Source organism: Shinella sumterensis (assembly GCF_004514425.2).
Taxonomy (GTDB): domain Bacteria; phylum Pseudomonadota; class Alphaproteobacteria; order Rhizobiales; family Rhizobiaceae; genus Shinella; species Shinella sumterensis.
The window spans coordinates 1-16899 of record NZ_MYFN02000011.1 but is presented as its reverse complement, the minus strand read 5'-3'; the positions used below and the strand labels follow the sequence as shown (position 1 = coordinate 16899).

Sequence of the window (16899 nt, the reverse complement as noted above, 5' to 3'; positions counted from 1 at the left end):
GGAGGTCAACCTGACGGCATCCCGGCACGCTCGCGGACACGCGGGGAAGCCTATTGCGCGCCAGCCGCCAGCCGCTTCTTCAGCCCGTCGATGATGCGGCCGGCAAGGGCCTCGTAGTCACCGTCGAAATGGTGGCCGCCCTCGATCGAGATGGCTTCCACGCCCGAAGCCTTCAGTGTCGGGCACGGATCGTCGTCCTCCTCGCTGCCGTAGATGCATTGCACCATCTTCGGATCGATCTTGGCGATGTCCTTGACGGGATCGCCGCCTGCGCCCTCCCCGGCCACGCCGAGCCAGCCTGTCACCGATATCTCGTAGTCCACCTGGTGCGACAGCGCCATCAGCGTCAGCTGCGGCACGCGCTTGCGGTCGTCGGCGGAGAGCAGGTTGTAGGTCGCCGGCAGCACATCTGCACCGAAGGAATAGCCGACGAGCAGCACATGCTTGACGTCCCATTCCTTGCTGAAGGCATCGATGATGCGCGAAAGATCGTCCGCCGTTTCCTGCGGCTTTCGCTCCGACCAGAAGTAGCGCAGCGAATCCACGCCGACGACGGGAATACCGCGCTCTTGCAGCGCGCCGGCCACCTGCTTGTCGATGTCGCGCCATCCGCCGTCGCCGGAATAGACCACCGCCATGGTGTCATAGGCCGGCGTCGCCTTCAGAACGCTGAGCGGCAGGCCAAGGGGCGTCTCGGTACCACCGGCCGCGTCGACGCGGTCGGCCAGAGCCTGGGAAAGGACATCGGCGGCGCTCGCCGTCTCGTCACGCACCTCGATATCGGGATGCGACGTCTGCAGCGTCGCCACATGGTCGCGGCCGGCCTGCGGGGCATCGGCGGTGAACAGCACCGTCACCGGCGCCGGCAACGGCCCGTCCGTCAGGCCATAGAGCGTGCGGTCGCCGGCCTTTGTCTTGCTGGCGGGAGTGCAGAGCACCTTGTCCAGCGCGATGCCGGCTTCCGGATCGACGGCGATCGCCTGGTCGAGCGTGGCGGCGGGGCTCTGGGCGATCATGGCGAGCGCCAGGGCACCCCCCTCCCCGATGCCGGCGACAATGGGCGGATTGTACTGCGTCGCCCCGCCGGCGCGCTGCATCTGGTGGGCGAGCGCTTCCACGTCGGAGATCATGTACACGCAGTCGCCGGTATCGGCCGAAAGCGTCTTGAGATAGGCCGGCAGGTCGATGCCGACGACGGCCGCCCCCTTAGCGGCCAGGTCCGCGGCCTGCTTGTCTTCCTGCGCGCCCCAGCCGTCCTTGCCGGAGATCAGGAACACGCTCGCCTCCGGCGCGCCATCGGGCATGGTGATATGATCGCCGGGGATCATGCCCGTATCGAAGTCCTGCGCCATGGCTGCGCATGGCAGGAGGCCGGCGAGCAGCGCGGCGGCTGTAAGACGGGACAGAACCTTCATTTCGAGATTACTCCTTTGACGCCGCCGCCGATCAGAAAGGTCACGTCCATCAGGGCCAGCACTGCCCCGGTACCGTTGGAGACCGCAAGATAGCGCGGTTCCCAGCGGGGATGAAACTTCGATTTGAAAGCCCGCAAGCCCTTGAAATTGTAGAACCGCTCGCCGTGTTCGAAGAGCGCGCCCCCGACGCGGTCCCAAACCGGTGCCGCCTCGCGCCGCGCCATGCCCGACAACGGCGCCATGCCGAGGTTGAACCGGGCATATTTTTCGTTGCGCAGATAGTCGAGAATGCTGGCAAAAAGGAAGTCCATCGTACCCTTGGGGGCGTCGGGCGCAAAGCGCATCAAATCGACCGTCGCCTCGGCTTTCGTATCCGTCACCATGAGCGTGGCGAAGGCCACGATGCGCTCGGCGAGCCGCACGACGGCAACGGGCTGGGACAGCACGTAATCGTCGGCGAAGGCCCCCAGCGAGAAGGTCTTTTCCTTGGCGTTGTGATGGTCCAGCCATCCATCCGAGACGGTACGAAGATCGTCCAGGATCGAGGCGACCTCGCCCGGCGGGACGACGCTGAACGTCAGGCCATCGCGCAGGCCCCGGTTATAGGACTGGCGCAGATTGGCGAAACGGCTGCCCTTGAGCTCGAACTCCGCGAGGTCGATGGTGGCGAGCTCGCCGAGCTTGAAGGCCCGCAGGCCGACATCCGCGCAGGCACCGAGCAAGGCCGGCGAAATCTGGTAGAAGGCGGCGCGTCCCCCGCCTGCCCGCGCCGCGCCGACGAATTGCCAGACGAGTTCGGGGAACTCCTCTTCGGCACCGATGGGATCGGCGAGCGCAATCCAGGAGCGGCCATGGATGCCGTACATGATATAGGAACGTCCCGAGGGCGAGAACATCAGCCGCTTGTCGCCCATGCGCACCAGATTGGCATCCGCCACATCCTGCTGCATCGTCACGGCGACGGCCTGCTTCAGTTCCTCCGGCGTCGGCCCCTCCGTTCGGTAATGCGCAGGCCGGAGCAGACTGGACAGCGCCAGCGTCGACGCGGCGATGGCAAGGCCGAGCAGCGCACGCAATCCGCGTGGCGCCTCTTCCGAGAATTCGAACTGCCACCACAGGTCATGCGCATAGTTCGTGTCGCGATAGACGAAGAGCAGGATGAAGGTGGCCGTCACGATGATGACGGCGATGGCCATCAGCCAGGATGGACCAAGCGCCTGGCGCAGCAGCGAACTGTGCCGGTCGAAGGCGCGCGCATTGGCAAGCAGCGCGACAATGAACAGCGCCAGGAGTGCCGCCTCGAACACGGCGATGGCCTTCAGGAAGGCGAAGGCGAAGGCGATAGCGGCGCCTGCGAGCGCCACCCACCACGCGCCGTCGAGCCGCTGGCCGAGCCCGCGCGCGGCAACGATCAGAAGCAGGCCGATCAGGCTCGAGAGGAAATGCGCGCCTTCGACGATCGGCAACGGCAGGTAGCCCGACAGCAAGTCCAGATCGGTGTCGGGCGTCGGCACCACGCTCGAGAAGATCAGCATCGCACCGAGCAGCAGCGACAGCGTGGCGATCAGCGCAGGGGCAAGCTTTCCGGCAAGCTGGGCCGCCTCGGCGACGCCGGGCCGCAGCGCCAGCTGGCGCATTTCGGTCAGGAGCAGGAGAAGCGTGGCCAAAAGCAGCGGCAGCACATAGTAGATCAGCCGGTAGAGCACGAGACTACCGAGCAGTTGATCGATGCCGATGGCGTTGGACAGGCCCGCCATGATGACGGCTTCGAAGACCCCCAGCCCGGCGGGAACATGGCTGAGTACGCCGAAACCGATCGCGACCGCATAGATCGCGAGGAAGGTCGGCCAGCCGACATGGGTTTCGGGCAGGAGCACATAGAGCACGGATGCGGCGGCGGCGATATCGAGTGCGGAGACGAGGAACTGGCGCGATGCAGTGCCGCTATCGGGCAGGCGAAGCCGAAAGCCCTTCATGGTGAGCACCCGGCCGTTGCGGCCGACATAGAAGACGGCGGCAAGCCCGGCCACCACTGCGCCGGCAATGACGCGCAACCAGAGCGCATCGACGCCGATGATGCCGGCGACGCGCGGCGCCACGGCAAGCGTGGCAAGGGCGCTGACGCCAAGCAGCCCGAGTCCGAAGGACAGCGTGACGAAGGCGATGATGCGGGCGATCTCGCCCGGCGTGAGCCCGAGCCTGGAATAGGCGCGGAAGCGGATCGCCCCGCCGCTGAGCGGGCCGAACCCTACCGTATTGCCGACTGCATAGGCCATGAAGGCGGTGACGGCGACGGAGGGGAACGGCGCCTTGCGCCCCACATGGTCCAGCGCGTTGACGTCGTAGAGGATGAGCGCAAAGAAGCTGAGGCCGGTGAACAGCGCCGCAAGCGCGATGGCGCTCCATGAGGTCGCCGAAAGCGCGGCGAGCACCTCGTCGTAGCGGACCTCCGCGGTCAGGTGGTACAGCGCGAACGCAACGAGCGCGAAAACGAAAAGGCTGGCCGCGCCGAGAATATAAAGTCTGTATGTAAGGAACAGCACAACGAGCCGGGACGACGTGTCCTCGGAAACCACACCTGTTTTATCCGACATGCTCAAGCCCGCGCTAATGTTACGGCGCCGCATCCTAGCCGCGTCTGTGGCAAATATCGGGCTGATTTTTCGCAATCGTGCGACAATGCCGGAGCAACGCGGCCTGTGCATGGCTGCATTGCACAATAAATGTTTTCCATCTGGTCAAAAAAGGGGCATAGTGCACCCAGCTGATGCACATGGCGGCTTTTTTCCTCCCAGTGCCGCCGCAGCAGCTGTTCCCCTCTGGAGGTTTTTTTGAACCTTCACACTTCATGGGCCGCGCAACTCGCCGGCCCATTTTTTTTGAGCTGATAGTCCCTGCCCTCGACGGCGGCATATTCAGGGCCCGGCGGGAAAGCCGGCAGCCGGCCTAGGCGGGCGCGAAGCGGGCAAGATCATCCAGCGGTTTCAAGGCAATGCCGGGCGCGAAGGGCGGCCAGCCCGCCGCGCGCACTATCCAGCGGGCAGGCAGCCCGCAAATGTTGTCACGGAAACGGCTGAACCGACGGGCAAATCGTTGTCCGCCAGCTCAAGCCATATGTGCGGATTTTTCGGTTTTTCCGCCAATAACCGCACGGCATGTCGGCGATAGACAATGTCCGATAATCTCGCATCATCGTCATTATACTCTCTAATGAAGAGAAATGCGCCGCAATTGCCACGTCGCCCCCGCCACCGCCGAAGGGGGGCGGCCCTGCCCAAGGATTCCATTGCCATGATGGATGCGATCGACAAGGTCCCGTTAGGGAAAAAAGCGGACGCCCCTTGTTCCGCCATTGATGGCCCGGGGCGCGTTTTGTGAGTTTGCCACGTGGTGGGGGCAGTCTTTGCGAGAAATCCGCTGTAGGACGGCGGCCAGCCATGATTTTGCCCGGGAGCCGCCCCGCTCAACCCGCTCCTGACGCAATCCAACCTGAGTAGCTCGATCGAGCTGGATACCGCGTCAGGCGGCGCGGTATCCCAAGACAAAGTCCCGGCCGGCAGGCCGCGCTCGGCTCAATGGGCGAGCATTTCCTCGAGGATCTGCTTGCCGTCGAGATTGGCCGGATAGTAGGTCGGCCAGTTCGTCAGTTCCTTCAGCACCGCAGCGCGGTCGTCGCCCCAGTAGAGATGGTAGTGGCCGGCCTTTTCAGGGGCGATGATGTGGTCGCTGAACTGGATGAAGGCGGGTGCTGCCTCGTCCCCCGCCACCTTCTTGAAAATGAAGCGAACGCCGCGATTGCCCTTCTTGTAGGTCAGGATCTCGTGGCCGTCGGTTTCATAATCGCCGTTGACGGCCGTCTCGCCGCGGAAGAAGGTAACCTTCGACCCGGCAATCAGGATGCGATCGACATCGGTCTTGTAGCCGACGTCGTAGTAGGCCCGGTAATCGGCCGCACTCTTGTCGCCATGCTTGGCCTTGTCCGCCATCACGGGGTCGAGTGTTCCGTCGACGAGATAGGGATAGACGGATTGCCAGTCGCCTTCCCAGTCCGAAAGCGGACGTGCCTTTACCTGGTCGTCCGCGAAATAACCCTCATGGACCTTCTTCTGCGCCTCGTCGGCATGGCTGTGGCTGTGGCTGTGTTTATGCTCCGATGCGGCATGGGCGCTGACCAGCCCCGTAAGCCCGAGCGCCGTGGATATCGCCGCCACATAGCTGAGTTTTTTCAACACCTTGGTCATTGCCTTTTCCTTCCATTGTCTATTCCGGCGCTAACGTCCGAGTCGAAACGTAATAACGTAACGTATCTCGATTAACTCGGCTCGAAGACGCTTTCAAGCGCAAAACGCCTCGAATTTTCACCCGTCCGCCACCAGCGCGCATCAGGCTGGCGCTAGCTTGGTCGGGATAATTGCGTGCAGGCTGCGGTTGTGCGGCAGCTTCCGGTTGGTGCGTGAAGAGAGAAACGAGATGAGCGAGATCCAGAACAAGGCTGTTGCCCTTGCCACGCAGAACGAAGGCGACCTCGCATCGCAATCAGCCGCCGGACGAGCCCTTCCCTATCTCGAGAGCGCGCTCAACCTGTATTTCGCTCTGGGCGGCGATCAGGCGCAGGCCGTGGTTCTTGCCGGAGCTGAGCGGTCGCAAACACGCTGCGTGGACGTCTCCGTGGCCGATGTGATGGTGGAAATCGCCGTCGCCAGCCATCTGAGCGATATCGACATGATCCAGGCCACCTATAATCGCCTCGACCTCGAGCTGCTGCCCCGCGACAGGTAGGCAAACCCCGTCCGACCGGCGTATCTGGCGGCAACGAACGCCATCCGCCTCAACCGGTGAACGCACCGTTCTCACTGCCGGCCTTTTCAAGCGGGCGGCGAGCCTCCATCTTGCGCATCAACTTCCCATAAACGGACGCATGGTTTCGAGGCGGACTTACATGAAGAAAATCGGCTTTCTTTCCTTCGGTCACTGGACCCCTTCCCCGCAGTCGCAGACCCGGTCTGCGGGCGACACGTTGCTGCAATCGATCGATCTGGCGGTTGCGGCGGAGGAGCTGGGCGCCGACGGCGCCTATTACCGGGTGCATCACTTCGCGCGGCAGCTCGCCTCGCCCTTTCCGCTGCTGGCAGCCGTCGGTGCGCGGACCAAGAGCATCGAGATCGGCACGGCCGTCATCGATATGCGCTACGAAAACCCGCTCTACATGGCGGAAGACGCCGGCGCGGCCGATCTCATTTCGCAGGGTCGGCTTCAGCTTGGCATCAGCCGCGGCTCGCCTGAGCAGGTCATCGATGGCTGGCGCCATTTCGGTTATGCGCCGGCGGAGGGCATGAACGATGCCGATATGGGTCGCCAGCACACGGAAGTCTTCCTGGAGGTGCTGAAGGGCGAAGGCTTTGCCCAGCCCAATCCGCGCCCGATGTTTCCCAACCCGCCGGGCCTGCTGCGACTTGAACCGCACTCGGAAGGCTTGCGTGAGCGCATCTGGTGGGGCGCCGGCTCCGATGCCACCGCCGTGTGGGCCGCCAAGCTCGGCATGAACCTGCAAAGCTCCACGCTCAAGAACGACGAAACCGGTGAACCCTTCCATGTCCAGCAGGCCAAGCAGATCCGGGCCTATCGCGAGGCCTGGAAGGAGGCCGGCCACACACGCACGCCACGCGTTTCGGTCAGCCGCAGCATCTTCGCCCTGGTCGATGACCGGGACCGCGCCTATTTCGGCCGCGGCGGCAAGGAAGAGGATTCCGTCGGTTTCATCGACGACAAGACGCGGGCGATCTTCGGGCGATCCTATGCCGACGAGCCTGACAGGCTGATCGCACAGCTTGCCGCCGACGAAGGCATTCAGGAGGCCGATACGCTGCTTCTGACCGTGCCGAACCAGCTTGGTGTGGATTACAACGCGCATGTCATCGAATCCATCCTGAAACATGTCGCTCCGGCGCTTGGTTGGCGCTGACACTGCATCGGGCGGGGGCAAATACCGCCATCCGCCCGGTCGTCCGGAGGTTTTTCCCGCGTCCGTCCATCATGCCCGTGACCGTTCCAGCGCCTGGAGCATCGGATAGATGCTGAAGGCCGCACGCTGGGCCTTTTCCGTCAGGTTTCGCAGATAGCCTCCGGGCGAGCGGACGGCCTCGCCCCGTTCCAGCAGCACCGTGATCACCACGGCCGCCGTCTGTTCACCCATCGCCGCTTTCGCCTTGCGCCAGGCATCGGGCGTGATGCCGAGCATCGACCGTGCGAGGTCCGCAGCAGCCAGGAAATCGTTCCATGACCGGATGCCATCCTTCGTGTAATCGGCAATCTGCGGGCAAATCCGCGTCAATCTGTCGAGACTGATCGCCATCTTCTGCTCCGGCACCGTCAAATTTGAGATCGTGACGCTGCCATCAGTGTTTTCCTGGCCGTTCAGTTCAAATGAGTGATCTGTATTTGTATTCTGAATATGCTGCTCATTTTGAAGCTCATTGCCGCTCATTTCTCGTTCGGAAAGGCTTGAAAGATAAGCATTTTCCACTTCGGCACGCAGGGTGATCAGTTTATCGCGCCGCCATGCCAGGAGATCGCGTCGCATGCGGCGGCCGAGGCCGGTGGTCATCGTTGCCAATCGGGCCTTGAAATCGAGCCAGTCGCCCGCCCTGCCCTCTTCCAATGCGCAGGCGATGATCTTGGTGATATCGCGCTGGTGCAGCGTCACCTCGCTCCGCAGCGCCCTGATTGCTCTTTCCTCGGCGCGTGCGGCTTCTGCCGCTTCCAGTATCTCTGTGGCCCGGAGCGCGAGCGGCGCAAGGTCGAAACCGAAGGCGTCCTCTATCACGCCGTTGTCGTCGCGCCGGCAGAAGCGCTTTCCGTTGGCGCTGTCGCGGCGGAAGATCATGCCGGCCTCGACCAGTGCTGCCAGGTGGCGTCGGATCGTCGCCGGCGAAATGCCGCGCGTGCGCACCGACAGTTCGCGATTTGACGGGAAGACAATGATCGGTGCCGAACCGTCGAGCTCCCGTGTGGTGGTAAAGGAGACGAGGGCTTCAAGCACGCTGATTGCGCGATCTCCGATGCCATAGGCCGCGCGTGCCTCGGTCAGGGCGCGCATCAGCTGCCACTTGTCGGCCCGGCCGGTATCGTTGCCGCCCTCGCCAGCCCGCAGTTTTTCCTGCCGACCGGCCGTCTCGCGCTGTCTCTGGAACTGGCGCGCAGTTATCCGTCCGCCGCCAAAAGGCGTCGTTGCAATATGCTCCATCATTCGGGTCCCCTTTTCCGAGGCAAGGAGGTCCCGTCGACGCCATCCATCCGTCCTGTCGCATGATCGAGCGGGGATTCCGCTCCTGAGACAGGCCATTTGGCAGACGAAGTTTCACATTCGCACGACGCTAGCGTCGCACGACTCTTGACTTTGACTGTAGGAAGTGATTCTCTCGAATTGCTACATAGAAGAGGGCTTCCGAAATGGTGACGTTTTGGGGGCCTTTTTTCTTGTCTCTGCGCTTCCTTTCGCTGGTTTCTCAGACGTTCTCCAACCGCTCACGCGGCCGAATCACAACAATATCCGTCAGGTCTTTCCCGCCTTCGCGTCTTTGCGCGCGGCTAGAAAGTCTGCGTAATCGTCCTTCATGCGTGCTGTTAAGGCCTCGATGAAGGCGGGATCGACTTCCGGGGCAAAGGCAATGCGCACGGCCTTGCCCTTTCGTTCGACATGGGCGAGTACGCCGCCGTCGGGACGGATAATCGCCTCGGTCGCTGGCGCCGCCTTGGGCGCGCGCCGCATCAGCCGGTCGAACAGCATCTGAAAACGCTCGTCGCTCGTCGCCGACCGGAAACGCTCGGAATGGACCTCGTCCTCCGATTTCTCGATCTCCGCGCCATTGCCGTTCTCGAAAAGCGCGCCAAGCGCCATCCAGCGCTCACGGCCGGCCTTCGGCGCCGGACCGATCTCGCGCACGAAGCGGAAGGGCACGGCGTCTGCGACCTGGAGCAGGCGTGACAGCTCGCTCTTCTGCACCGCCAAGGCATCGCAGACGAGCTTGCGCTCGAAACCGCGCCGAACGAGCGTATGCGCAAACAGCGCGCGCTCGATGAAGCTCAGGTTACGGCGTTCGGCATTTTCCTTGCCCTGTGCCAGAACAAGTTCGTCGTCGCTCAGTGTCTTGACGATCGCCTTTACGGGCTGGCCGAGGCGGCGAGCGGCGCGCAGGCGGCGGTGACCATAGGCTACCTGATATCGGTCGCCTTCGCCTGTGTCGGCGCTTCCGGTGGGCGAGGGCCGCACGAGGATCGGAACCTGCTGTCCGCTCTCGCGGATGCTGTCGACAAGTGCGAGGAAATCCGGATCGTCACGCTCCTCGTCGCTCAGGCGGTCGTTGACGAAGGAGACGTCGATCTTGTCGGTATCGAGTGAAACGATGCGTTCGCCGTCCTGCAGCGCCTGTCGAAGCGCCCGTGCCTCCTCCGCCTCGCGGGTAATCGAGGTCAGCGAGAGGCCCATCGCCTTGACGGCACCGGATGACGTCCGCACGGGGGCGGCGGCCGGCTCGTTTGCCGTCGGCGCGGCTTTCGTTTCGGGTGCCGCCTCTCCGGCCGGCAGGATATCGCCTCCGAACAGCGCCTTGATGGAGTTCTTTCGATCGCGGCCGGCCATCACGTGCGTCCCCATGCGGTATGAATAAGCTGTTCGATCTCGTTGTTGACGGCGTCCAGCGCATCCATCGCGCGGTCGTAGGTGCCGCGCGAGAAGTTCTCGCGGCCGACTTCGTAGAGCGTCTGCTTCGTCAGGCCGGCATCCGAGACGGCGGTGGATTTCAGCATCGGTGCCGTCAGAACGCGGCTGCCGAACAGCGAGCGGAGAAAGCCCGCGATCTGCGCCTGCGGCGCGTCATGCGGCTCATAACGTGTCACGAGGTAGCGCAGGAAATCGAAATTGAGCTGCCCGCCCGCCTCACGCACCACACCCAGCAGATCCGCCGTCATGAAGAGGAACTGGCTCATGGAAGCGACATCCAGCATCTGCGGATGCACCGTCACGATGACGGACGTCGAGGCGCAGAGTGCAGACAGCGTCAGATAACCGAGCTGCGGTGGGCAATCGATGACGACGACGTCATAGTTGTCGGCCACCGTGGCAAGGGCCGCCTGGACGCGTGTGAAAAAGAAGCCATGCGCGTCGCCGGGGCGACGCTCGGCGAGCGCGCGGGGCGTAGCATGCTCGAACTCCTGGAGTTCGAGATTGCCGGGGACCAGGTCCAGATTATGGAAGTAGGTCTTGCGGATGATGGCCGAAAGCGGTCGCGCCTCGTCATCGTAGCGGATTGCACCATAGATCGTGTCGTTGCCAACCAGATCAAGTTCCGGCTGGTAGCCGAAGAGTGCGGAAAGCGAAGCCTGCGGATCGAGATCGATCGCCAGCACGCGATGGCCGGTCATGGCCAGGTGCTGGGCGAGGTGGACGGCCGATGTCGTCTTGCCCGAGCCGCCCTTGAAGTTGGTCACGGAGATGATCTGGAGATGCTCGCCGCGCGCCTCGTCACGCCATTTCAGATAGGAGCGGGCCTTGGCGATATTGCCCTTGGCGCGTGCCTGCTCGGCGAGGTGATGGCGAAGCGCATCGATATCGGAGAGCGAATACATGCGACGGCCACCGGGACCGGTGGCGAGTTCCGGTCCTTCTCCCGCCAGCGAAATCTGCCGAAGATAACCGTCGGACACGCCGATCAGCCGCGCGGCTTCTCCTGAGGTGAAGCTGCGCAAGGACTTTCGCGACGTCGGCGAGAACAACCGGTCGCGCATCGACTGGAGCTGCGTGGAGAGTGCCTGCGCATCTTCTGCAATGGTTTCGTCCGCCGGGCGAAGCGGCTCTTTATGTTCTTCCATGGCGGTATCCGAAGGCAAGGCCATCAAAGTCTCCGATTGTTATCCGGTCGAACCAGCGCCTCATGCGCAACCGACCGTGATGCTATTATCGTCCGATTCTCGGCACCGTGGATATGCGGCAGCCTGAGAATCTACAGATACGTCTAGCAGTTACGGCGAACTAACAATCCTTCGCCTTATTCCGTAGGAACGGTGGGCCAAGCTCTGAGTCGCGTCAAGCCTTTACGAGAAAGAAAAACGGCGGTTGACGAGGATGGAAATGCTGGAAAATGAATCGTTTGCGGGGATTTTTGGCGACGGGGTTGGCGCGAGTTGACAGCTGTCAACGAGTGACCCAGGAGCACGTGAGCCGTTCGGCGTGGACCTGTTCAGAACGGTCGATGGAGTCGGCTCGTCGTTTGGCCGCTTCCACGCATGTACCAGAGCCACCACAAGAGAACATATTCCGACGCGACCCTATGCGCACCGTGGTCCGTCTCTTTTGCTATGGAAATCCTCTGACTGAGACGTGCTCGCTCGTGAGCAAGGAAACTCGGCTCGGACGTCACGCGTGACGCGAGAGCCTCCGCCGATATAAACAGGTGCCACCCCGAGATGTGGTTGGCGAGTGGCCTGTTGACAGCTGTCAACAGCGACAGTGACGCTCATCGGAGCGTGCCGGTGCGTGTGTCGTACCAGTCATCCATCTGCCAGCCATTTAGCGCGCTCGTTGCCTCAACCTTCGCCGCAAATTGGTCGTGCCGCGAAAGCGGTCGCATGTGGATGACCCAAGCGTGCCAACCACCGAATATCTCGGCGCGCAGCGGCGACATGCCTGGACCGGTCAAAACCACGACCCAACCGGACATCGCCACGGGACCTCGTCGCGATGGCGCTCAAATTTCCGGACTGGGCTGCGATCTGGTTCAAGTGGGGTGTTAGACGGCATCGACTTGGGTCGGCTCGATATCTGCGGCGAGCTGGTTCTCGCGTCCCACGCCCTTGCTCATCGACAGGTTCTCAACATTTCAGCAAGTGCTGGGGGGAGGGTAGGGGCGGCGGCGGGCACTCTCGTCAAACCGCCTTTGACGATGTCTTCGTTGAGCTCTAGGCGAGTGCGAATGATCGTGAGCGCGACCGCTCGCTGTTTCCGTTATCCAACATCGGGGGCCTTGCGGCGCGTCTGCGGGCTTTTGCGAAAGGGGTCTGCCGATTGGCAAACAGGTCCCGCAGGACGGTCGGTTCGGGCGCAGGCGCAGAGATCGAAACGTCTTTTTGCCGTTGGAGGGTTTGCCTCAAAGATATCGCGCCGCTTGGCGCGATATCCACTCGATTGCAGAAAGACTATGCGGCTCGCATCGCCCGAAGGCCATGCTCCGAGCCCTTTGAGCCACCAAGATTGAATTGCGCCAGGAGTTGGTTGAGCGCAGCGGCTTCCCGGGCAAGGCCATGGCTGGCCGCCGTCGACTGCTCGACCATCGCCGCGTTCTGCTGCGTGCCCTGGTCCATCACGTTCACGGCGGTGTTGATCTCCTGAAGGCCGGTCGCCTGTTCCCGGGACGATTCCACGATGGCGTTCACGTGCAGGCTTATCTCCCGGACTTCCGCCACGATCGTCTCGAGCGAAACGCCGGTCTGCTTGACGAGCTCGACGCCCGTTTGAACCTGCGAGCCGGACGCCGCGATCAACGCCTTGATCTCCTTGGCGGCGTTCGCCGAGCGTTGGGCAAGCTCCCGAACCTCCTGCGCAACCACCGCAAAGCCTTTCCCCGCCTCGCCGGCGCGCGCCGCTTCCACGCCCGCATTCAATGCCAAGAGATTGGTCTGGAACGCGATTTCATCGATGACGGAGATGATGTTGCCCATCTCACCCGCAGATTTCTCAATCGCCATCATCGCTTCGACAGCATTCTGCATCAAGGCACCGGACTGTTCCGCGCCTGTTCGTGCCTTCGATACGAGGCGGCCTGCATCGTCCGCACGCTTGGCCGAATCCTTGACCGTCGTAGTGATCTGCTCCAGAGCTGCTGCGGTTTCCTCGACGGAGGCGGCCTGTTGTTCGGTACGTCTTGAAAGATCGTCGGCCGCCGCGCGGATCTCATTCGCACCGGCGTCGATCCCTTCCGCATTCTGCCCGACCGAGCGAAGCACGGAGTGAAGCTTCTCCACGGAACTGTTGAAGTTCGAGCGCAGTTCGTCGAGCGTGCCGGTAAAGGGCGTCAGGATGCGGTGGGAGACGTTGCCATTGGCGAGAGCTTCCAACCCGTCGCGCAGCGAATCGACGGCAAACTTGGTGTTGGCGGCGTCGGCGGCCTTCTGTTTTTCCCGCTCCAGTCTCTCATGTTCCGAAAGCGCCCGATCGGCGTCACTCTGCTTTTCCAGGCGATCCTTTTCGATGGCGTTATCCCGGAAAACGGAGACGGCCGAAGCCATGCTTCCGAGCTCGTCCCGGCGGTCGACACCGGGCACAGCCTCATCCACCTGCCCGGAGGCAAGCGACATCATCCTGAGGCGAAGCCGTTCGATCGGATTGGAAATCTCGCGCTTCGTGACGATCACGGCGAGAAGCAGCAGGGACGAAAAAACAGCGGCCAGTGCCAGAAGGGTATACAGGATCGTGTTGTTGGTTTTCTCGGAAAGGACTGCGGCCTTCTCCTTGAGCCTGTCGCTCGTATTGTTGATCCATGCGCGCATCGCCTTGATCGTCTCAGCAGCCTTTTCATCGGCCTGGACGAGAAGGGCTTTGGCTTCCTCGTTACGGTCGGCGGATCCCGCAGCGACGGCTTTATCCGTGATCTCGATGACACTGTTGGATTGCGCCTGGAGAGATGCCAGCGCCTCGCGGTCTGCCGGCATCAACGTCCTCGCGTTATCGATCAGATCGTTGAGCCGCGTCTTGCTGGCCGCGTAGTCGCCCTCCGCTCGTTTCATGCCTTCGGTTCCGGCGTCATAGAGAAACACTTGATAGGCGTCATAAACGATCGAAACGAGACGCTGGCTGGCAATGGCCATGTCTATCTCGGCGTTCCCGTCATTGGTGACGAAATCCGAATACTCGGTGTCCGCAGACTTGAATTTTCCCGAGACATAGAGCGTTCCGCCGATGCCGATAAGACAGGCGGGAAGGACGAGGGACAGGACCTTTGTTCTGATCCGCAGGTTTTGCAAGAGCGACATAGTATTTTCCGTAGAGGGAGTGGAACAAACGCTAAGACAGGGGGTGAACATGATCGTTCGCGTTATGGACCGAATACAATCGGCGCGCCTCTACCCCGGGATCTGCCACTTAATACTTTAGAAGAAAGCTTAAGGTCCTGTTAAGCTTATTGTGAGTTGCGTTCGCTGCGCGTTCTGGCGCAAAAATACAACCTCTATTCTGCGTCACATCGAACTTCCCTGGAATCGCAGCATTTAAAAGTTGCGTTCACTTCGCTCAGTTCGCCCCGAAGGTATGGGGCCTACGGAAAAGCAAACGCCGAGTGCGTGGTGAGACAAGTCCAGGCGGTCATGGGGAAACTGGCTTCCGGCGAACCTCGGCCGATCTCCACCTCCCGCCACGCGGTATCGCTGCGAAGCGTCGCAAGCGCCCCCTTGTCGGAGATCTTCATCTGCGAGCATGCTGCCGTGCCAGCCGATGAGCGACCGTGGCGCGCGATTTGTAGATCACGCAGGGCACTGCGCTCCAACGTCTTAGGCAGGGCGTTCAGATTTTAAGACAGGTCCGCCGTCTTCTGGTGCGGCGGGGCGGTTTGCGAGAAGTGGATGACGGCCAGTGGGAGCGTCGCGCGGCTGACCGGCTTGGGCATGGCGCTCGGAACGTAAACAGTGCGGCCGTTCGATGGTCGGAGCCGTATTGGACCGAGGCGTTACGCGCCCTGATGATGCCGCCTCGCTGTTCGCAACCAAACTAGCAAGGCATAGTCCCGGCAATCAAAAAGTAAAAACGTCGAATTTTTCGACCCTCACAGATGGCCGTACAGAGGATTTCTCGCATGAGAATGACCCGTGACATGGAAAACGCAAAAAACGCGTCCTGGGCCATCTGCGGCCGAAAGAGAGGTGGTTGGCTTTTTCCGCCTAACGGCCAGTCGATCTCCTCTCCAGTATGGAATGCTGATCCTCAGGCAGGGTCTTTCTTCGGGGCAGCGGGGTTAAGTGGCTATTGCGGGAAAGCGGCGGCGATGATGGCCATCGAGCGATCCCTACAGCCACAAGGCCGTTTGTATATGTCGCCAAGGGTTAAGTCCGTCACTCATCGGTCGGACACGGCGTTGGGCTTGCCGTCGCGCGCTTCAGGTATTCGGTCCCCTTGTCGATTTCAGACGGCTGAGGCGGGTCCGGCGCGCAAGGAGTGCCCGGCGAACTTCGCGCCACGCTCCGTTTCGGACAGGTCACCCCGCACGCCGGCGGCCAGCGCCGTCTTCTTGACCAGGCGGGCTACCTCCTGGTCGTTCAACCGGTCCGGTCCGACGTCCTTGCCCCGGCCGGTCACGCGACGGAAAAGCGGCCCTCTCGCCAGCCTGGCGAACCGGATCCATGCATTCACGGCGGCAACAGGGCAGCTAGCCTCCGACGAGCCGCGGCCGATCTCCACCTCGCGCCAGCCGGTCTTGCCGCGCAGCGTAACAAGCATGCCCTTGTCAGAGATCTCGACCCAGCCGCGGCCGTCTTGCGTTTGGTCGCGACCGAGATCGAGCCCCGTGATTTCCGAGCGCCGCAGGCCGCCAGCAAAGCCGATGAGCAGCATGGCGCGGTCGCGCAGGCCGCGGAGCGTGCCGCGCTCCAGCGTCTCGATCATGGCGACCAACTCGTCGGGCAGGACCGCCTCCTTCTGGCGCGGCGGAGCGGCTCGGGTGTTGCGGATGTCGGCCATGACACTGGCAATCGCCGGGTCACTGCGGTCAAGCGGCAGACCTGCCTGGGAGTAACTCGAGGAGAGCGCTGAGAGCCGCCGCTCGATCGTCGAGACCGTATTGGGCTTGCCGCCCCGCGCACCGGCACCGTTGCTGCTGCCGGAGGCACAAGCTCTTATGTAGAGCGCGACAACGGCGGGATCGGGCGGCATGAGCGGAAGACCCTGCCGCCGGCACCACGAGGAAAAATGCTTCCAGTCGGCAGCGTACGCGCGTCGTGTATTGGCGGAACTCGCCGCCTCTGCACGACCGACAACCGCGCTGTGAGGCGGTGCTGAACTGTCCTTGGGATGATTTTCGACGCTTTGTTCAACGATACGGGGCATTGCTCTATTAAGGAGCATAATGACGAGAATGCAAGATTATCGGACGTCTTTATTAGGCGATACCCAGTGCGGTTATTGGGGAGAAGCACCGGCTTAAGCGCACATAAATCTTGGAATTTTCGTATCAGATCCTGCGTATAGGAGGCCCAAGGGCGATGTCACGTTGTTTCATCAATGATGAAGCAAGGTGTGTGTCTGAGAAATCAGGCACTCGCGCCGGTCACGGCTTTCCACTGGGCTATAGCGCGGATCCGATGAATGTGGGTGGCCAGAGCTGAGCGTTTTTGATGCGGTGCGACGAAGAGATTTCGAACTGCCGAAAAGATCGATACGAAGCGTTGTAAGCCGCCGACTGATCGAAATCTCTGCATCATCCGTTCTCGTTTTCGCAATGGTACG

General features: G+C 62.2%; 9 protein-coding genes and 2 pseudogenes. 2 read left to right on the top strand and 9 right to left on the bottom strand.

Annotated elements, in window-relative coordinates:
- Positions 1 to 50: 50 nt before the first annotated feature.
- From B5M41_RS18855 to B5M41_RS18845, 3 genes are all read right to left on the bottom strand, one after another.
- Entirely contained in the window at positions 51 to 1415 is a 1365-nt protein-coding gene (locus B5M41_RS18855) for a virulence factor family protein (RefSeq protein ID WP_134652508.1), read from the bottom strand.
- The gene (gene mprF, locus B5M41_RS18850; RefSeq protein WP_134652506.1) at positions 1412 to 4009 is read right to left on the bottom strand and encodes a bifunctional lysylphosphatidylglycerol flippase/synthetase MprF; all 2598 of its coding nucleotides are present in this window, start codon (positions 4007 to 4009) and stop codon (positions 1412 to 1414) included. Before mprF ends, B5M41_RS18855 begins: the two co-directional genes overlap by 4 nt.
- 978 nt (positions 4010 to 4987) lie before the next feature.
- Positions 4988 to 5656 carry a ZinT family metal-binding protein gene (locus B5M41_RS18845; protein ID WP_134652504.1) on the bottom strand — a complete coding sequence of 223 codons (669 nt, stop codon included), beginning with the start codon at positions 5654 to 5656 and terminating at the stop codon, positions 4988 to 4990.
- A gap of 229 nt (positions 5657 to 5885) precedes the next feature.
- On the opposite strand from B5M41_RS18845, the gene B5M41_RS18840 reads away from it, so the two are divergent.
- Both B5M41_RS18840 and B5M41_RS18835 read left to right on the top strand, forming a co-directional pair.
- Positions 5886 to 6194 carry a hypothetical protein gene (locus B5M41_RS18840; RefSeq protein ID WP_134652502.1) on the top strand — a complete coding sequence of 103 codons (309 nt, stop codon included), beginning with the start codon at positions 5886 to 5888 and terminating at the stop codon, positions 6192 to 6194.
- Positions 6195 to 6354: 160 nt separating this feature from the next.
- Complete coding sequence (locus B5M41_RS18835; RefSeq protein WP_134652500.1) at positions 6355 to 7377, top strand: LLM class flavin-dependent oxidoreductase; 1023 nt, start codon at positions 6355 to 6357, stop codon at positions 7375 to 7377.
- A 69-nt stretch (positions 7378 to 7446) separates the two neighbouring features.
- Here the strand turns inward: B5M41_RS18835 and repC are convergent, their stop codons facing one another.
- The 6 genes and pseudogenes from repC to B5M41_RS18805 form a co-directional block, all read right to left on the bottom strand.
- On the bottom strand, positions 7447 to 8658 hold the full coding sequence (gene repC / locus B5M41_RS18830; protein WP_230640231.1) for a plasmid replication protein RepC: 1212 nt from the start codon (positions 8656 to 8658) through the stop codon (positions 7447 to 7449).
- A 309-nt stretch (positions 8659 to 8967) separates the two neighbouring features.
- Positions 8968 to 10053 carry a plasmid partitioning protein RepB gene (gene repB / locus B5M41_RS18825; protein ID WP_134652496.1) on the bottom strand — a complete coding sequence of 362 codons (1086 nt, stop codon included), beginning with the start codon at positions 10051 to 10053 and terminating at the stop codon, positions 8968 to 8970.
- On the bottom strand, positions 10053 to 11282 hold the full coding sequence (repA, locus tag B5M41_RS18820) for a plasmid partitioning protein RepA (protein WP_230640225.1): 1230 nt from the start codon (positions 11280 to 11282) through the stop codon (positions 10053 to 10055). Before repA ends, repB begins: the two co-directional genes overlap by 1 nt.
- Before the next feature lie 1323 nt (positions 11283 to 12605).
- The gene (locus B5M41_RS18815) at positions 12606 to 14438 is read right to left on the bottom strand and encodes a methyl-accepting chemotaxis protein (protein ID WP_134652492.1); all 1833 of its coding nucleotides are present in this window, start codon (positions 14436 to 14438) and stop codon (positions 12606 to 12608) included.
- Between the two features lie 1147 nt (positions 14439 to 15585).
- A pseudogene (locus tag B5M41_RS18810) lies at positions 15586 to 16500 on the bottom strand (site-specific integrase); the annotation flags it as partial.
- Between the two features lie 203 nt (positions 16501 to 16703).
- A pseudogene (locus B5M41_RS18805) lies at positions 16704 to 16899 on the bottom strand (IS6 family transposase); the annotation flags it as partial.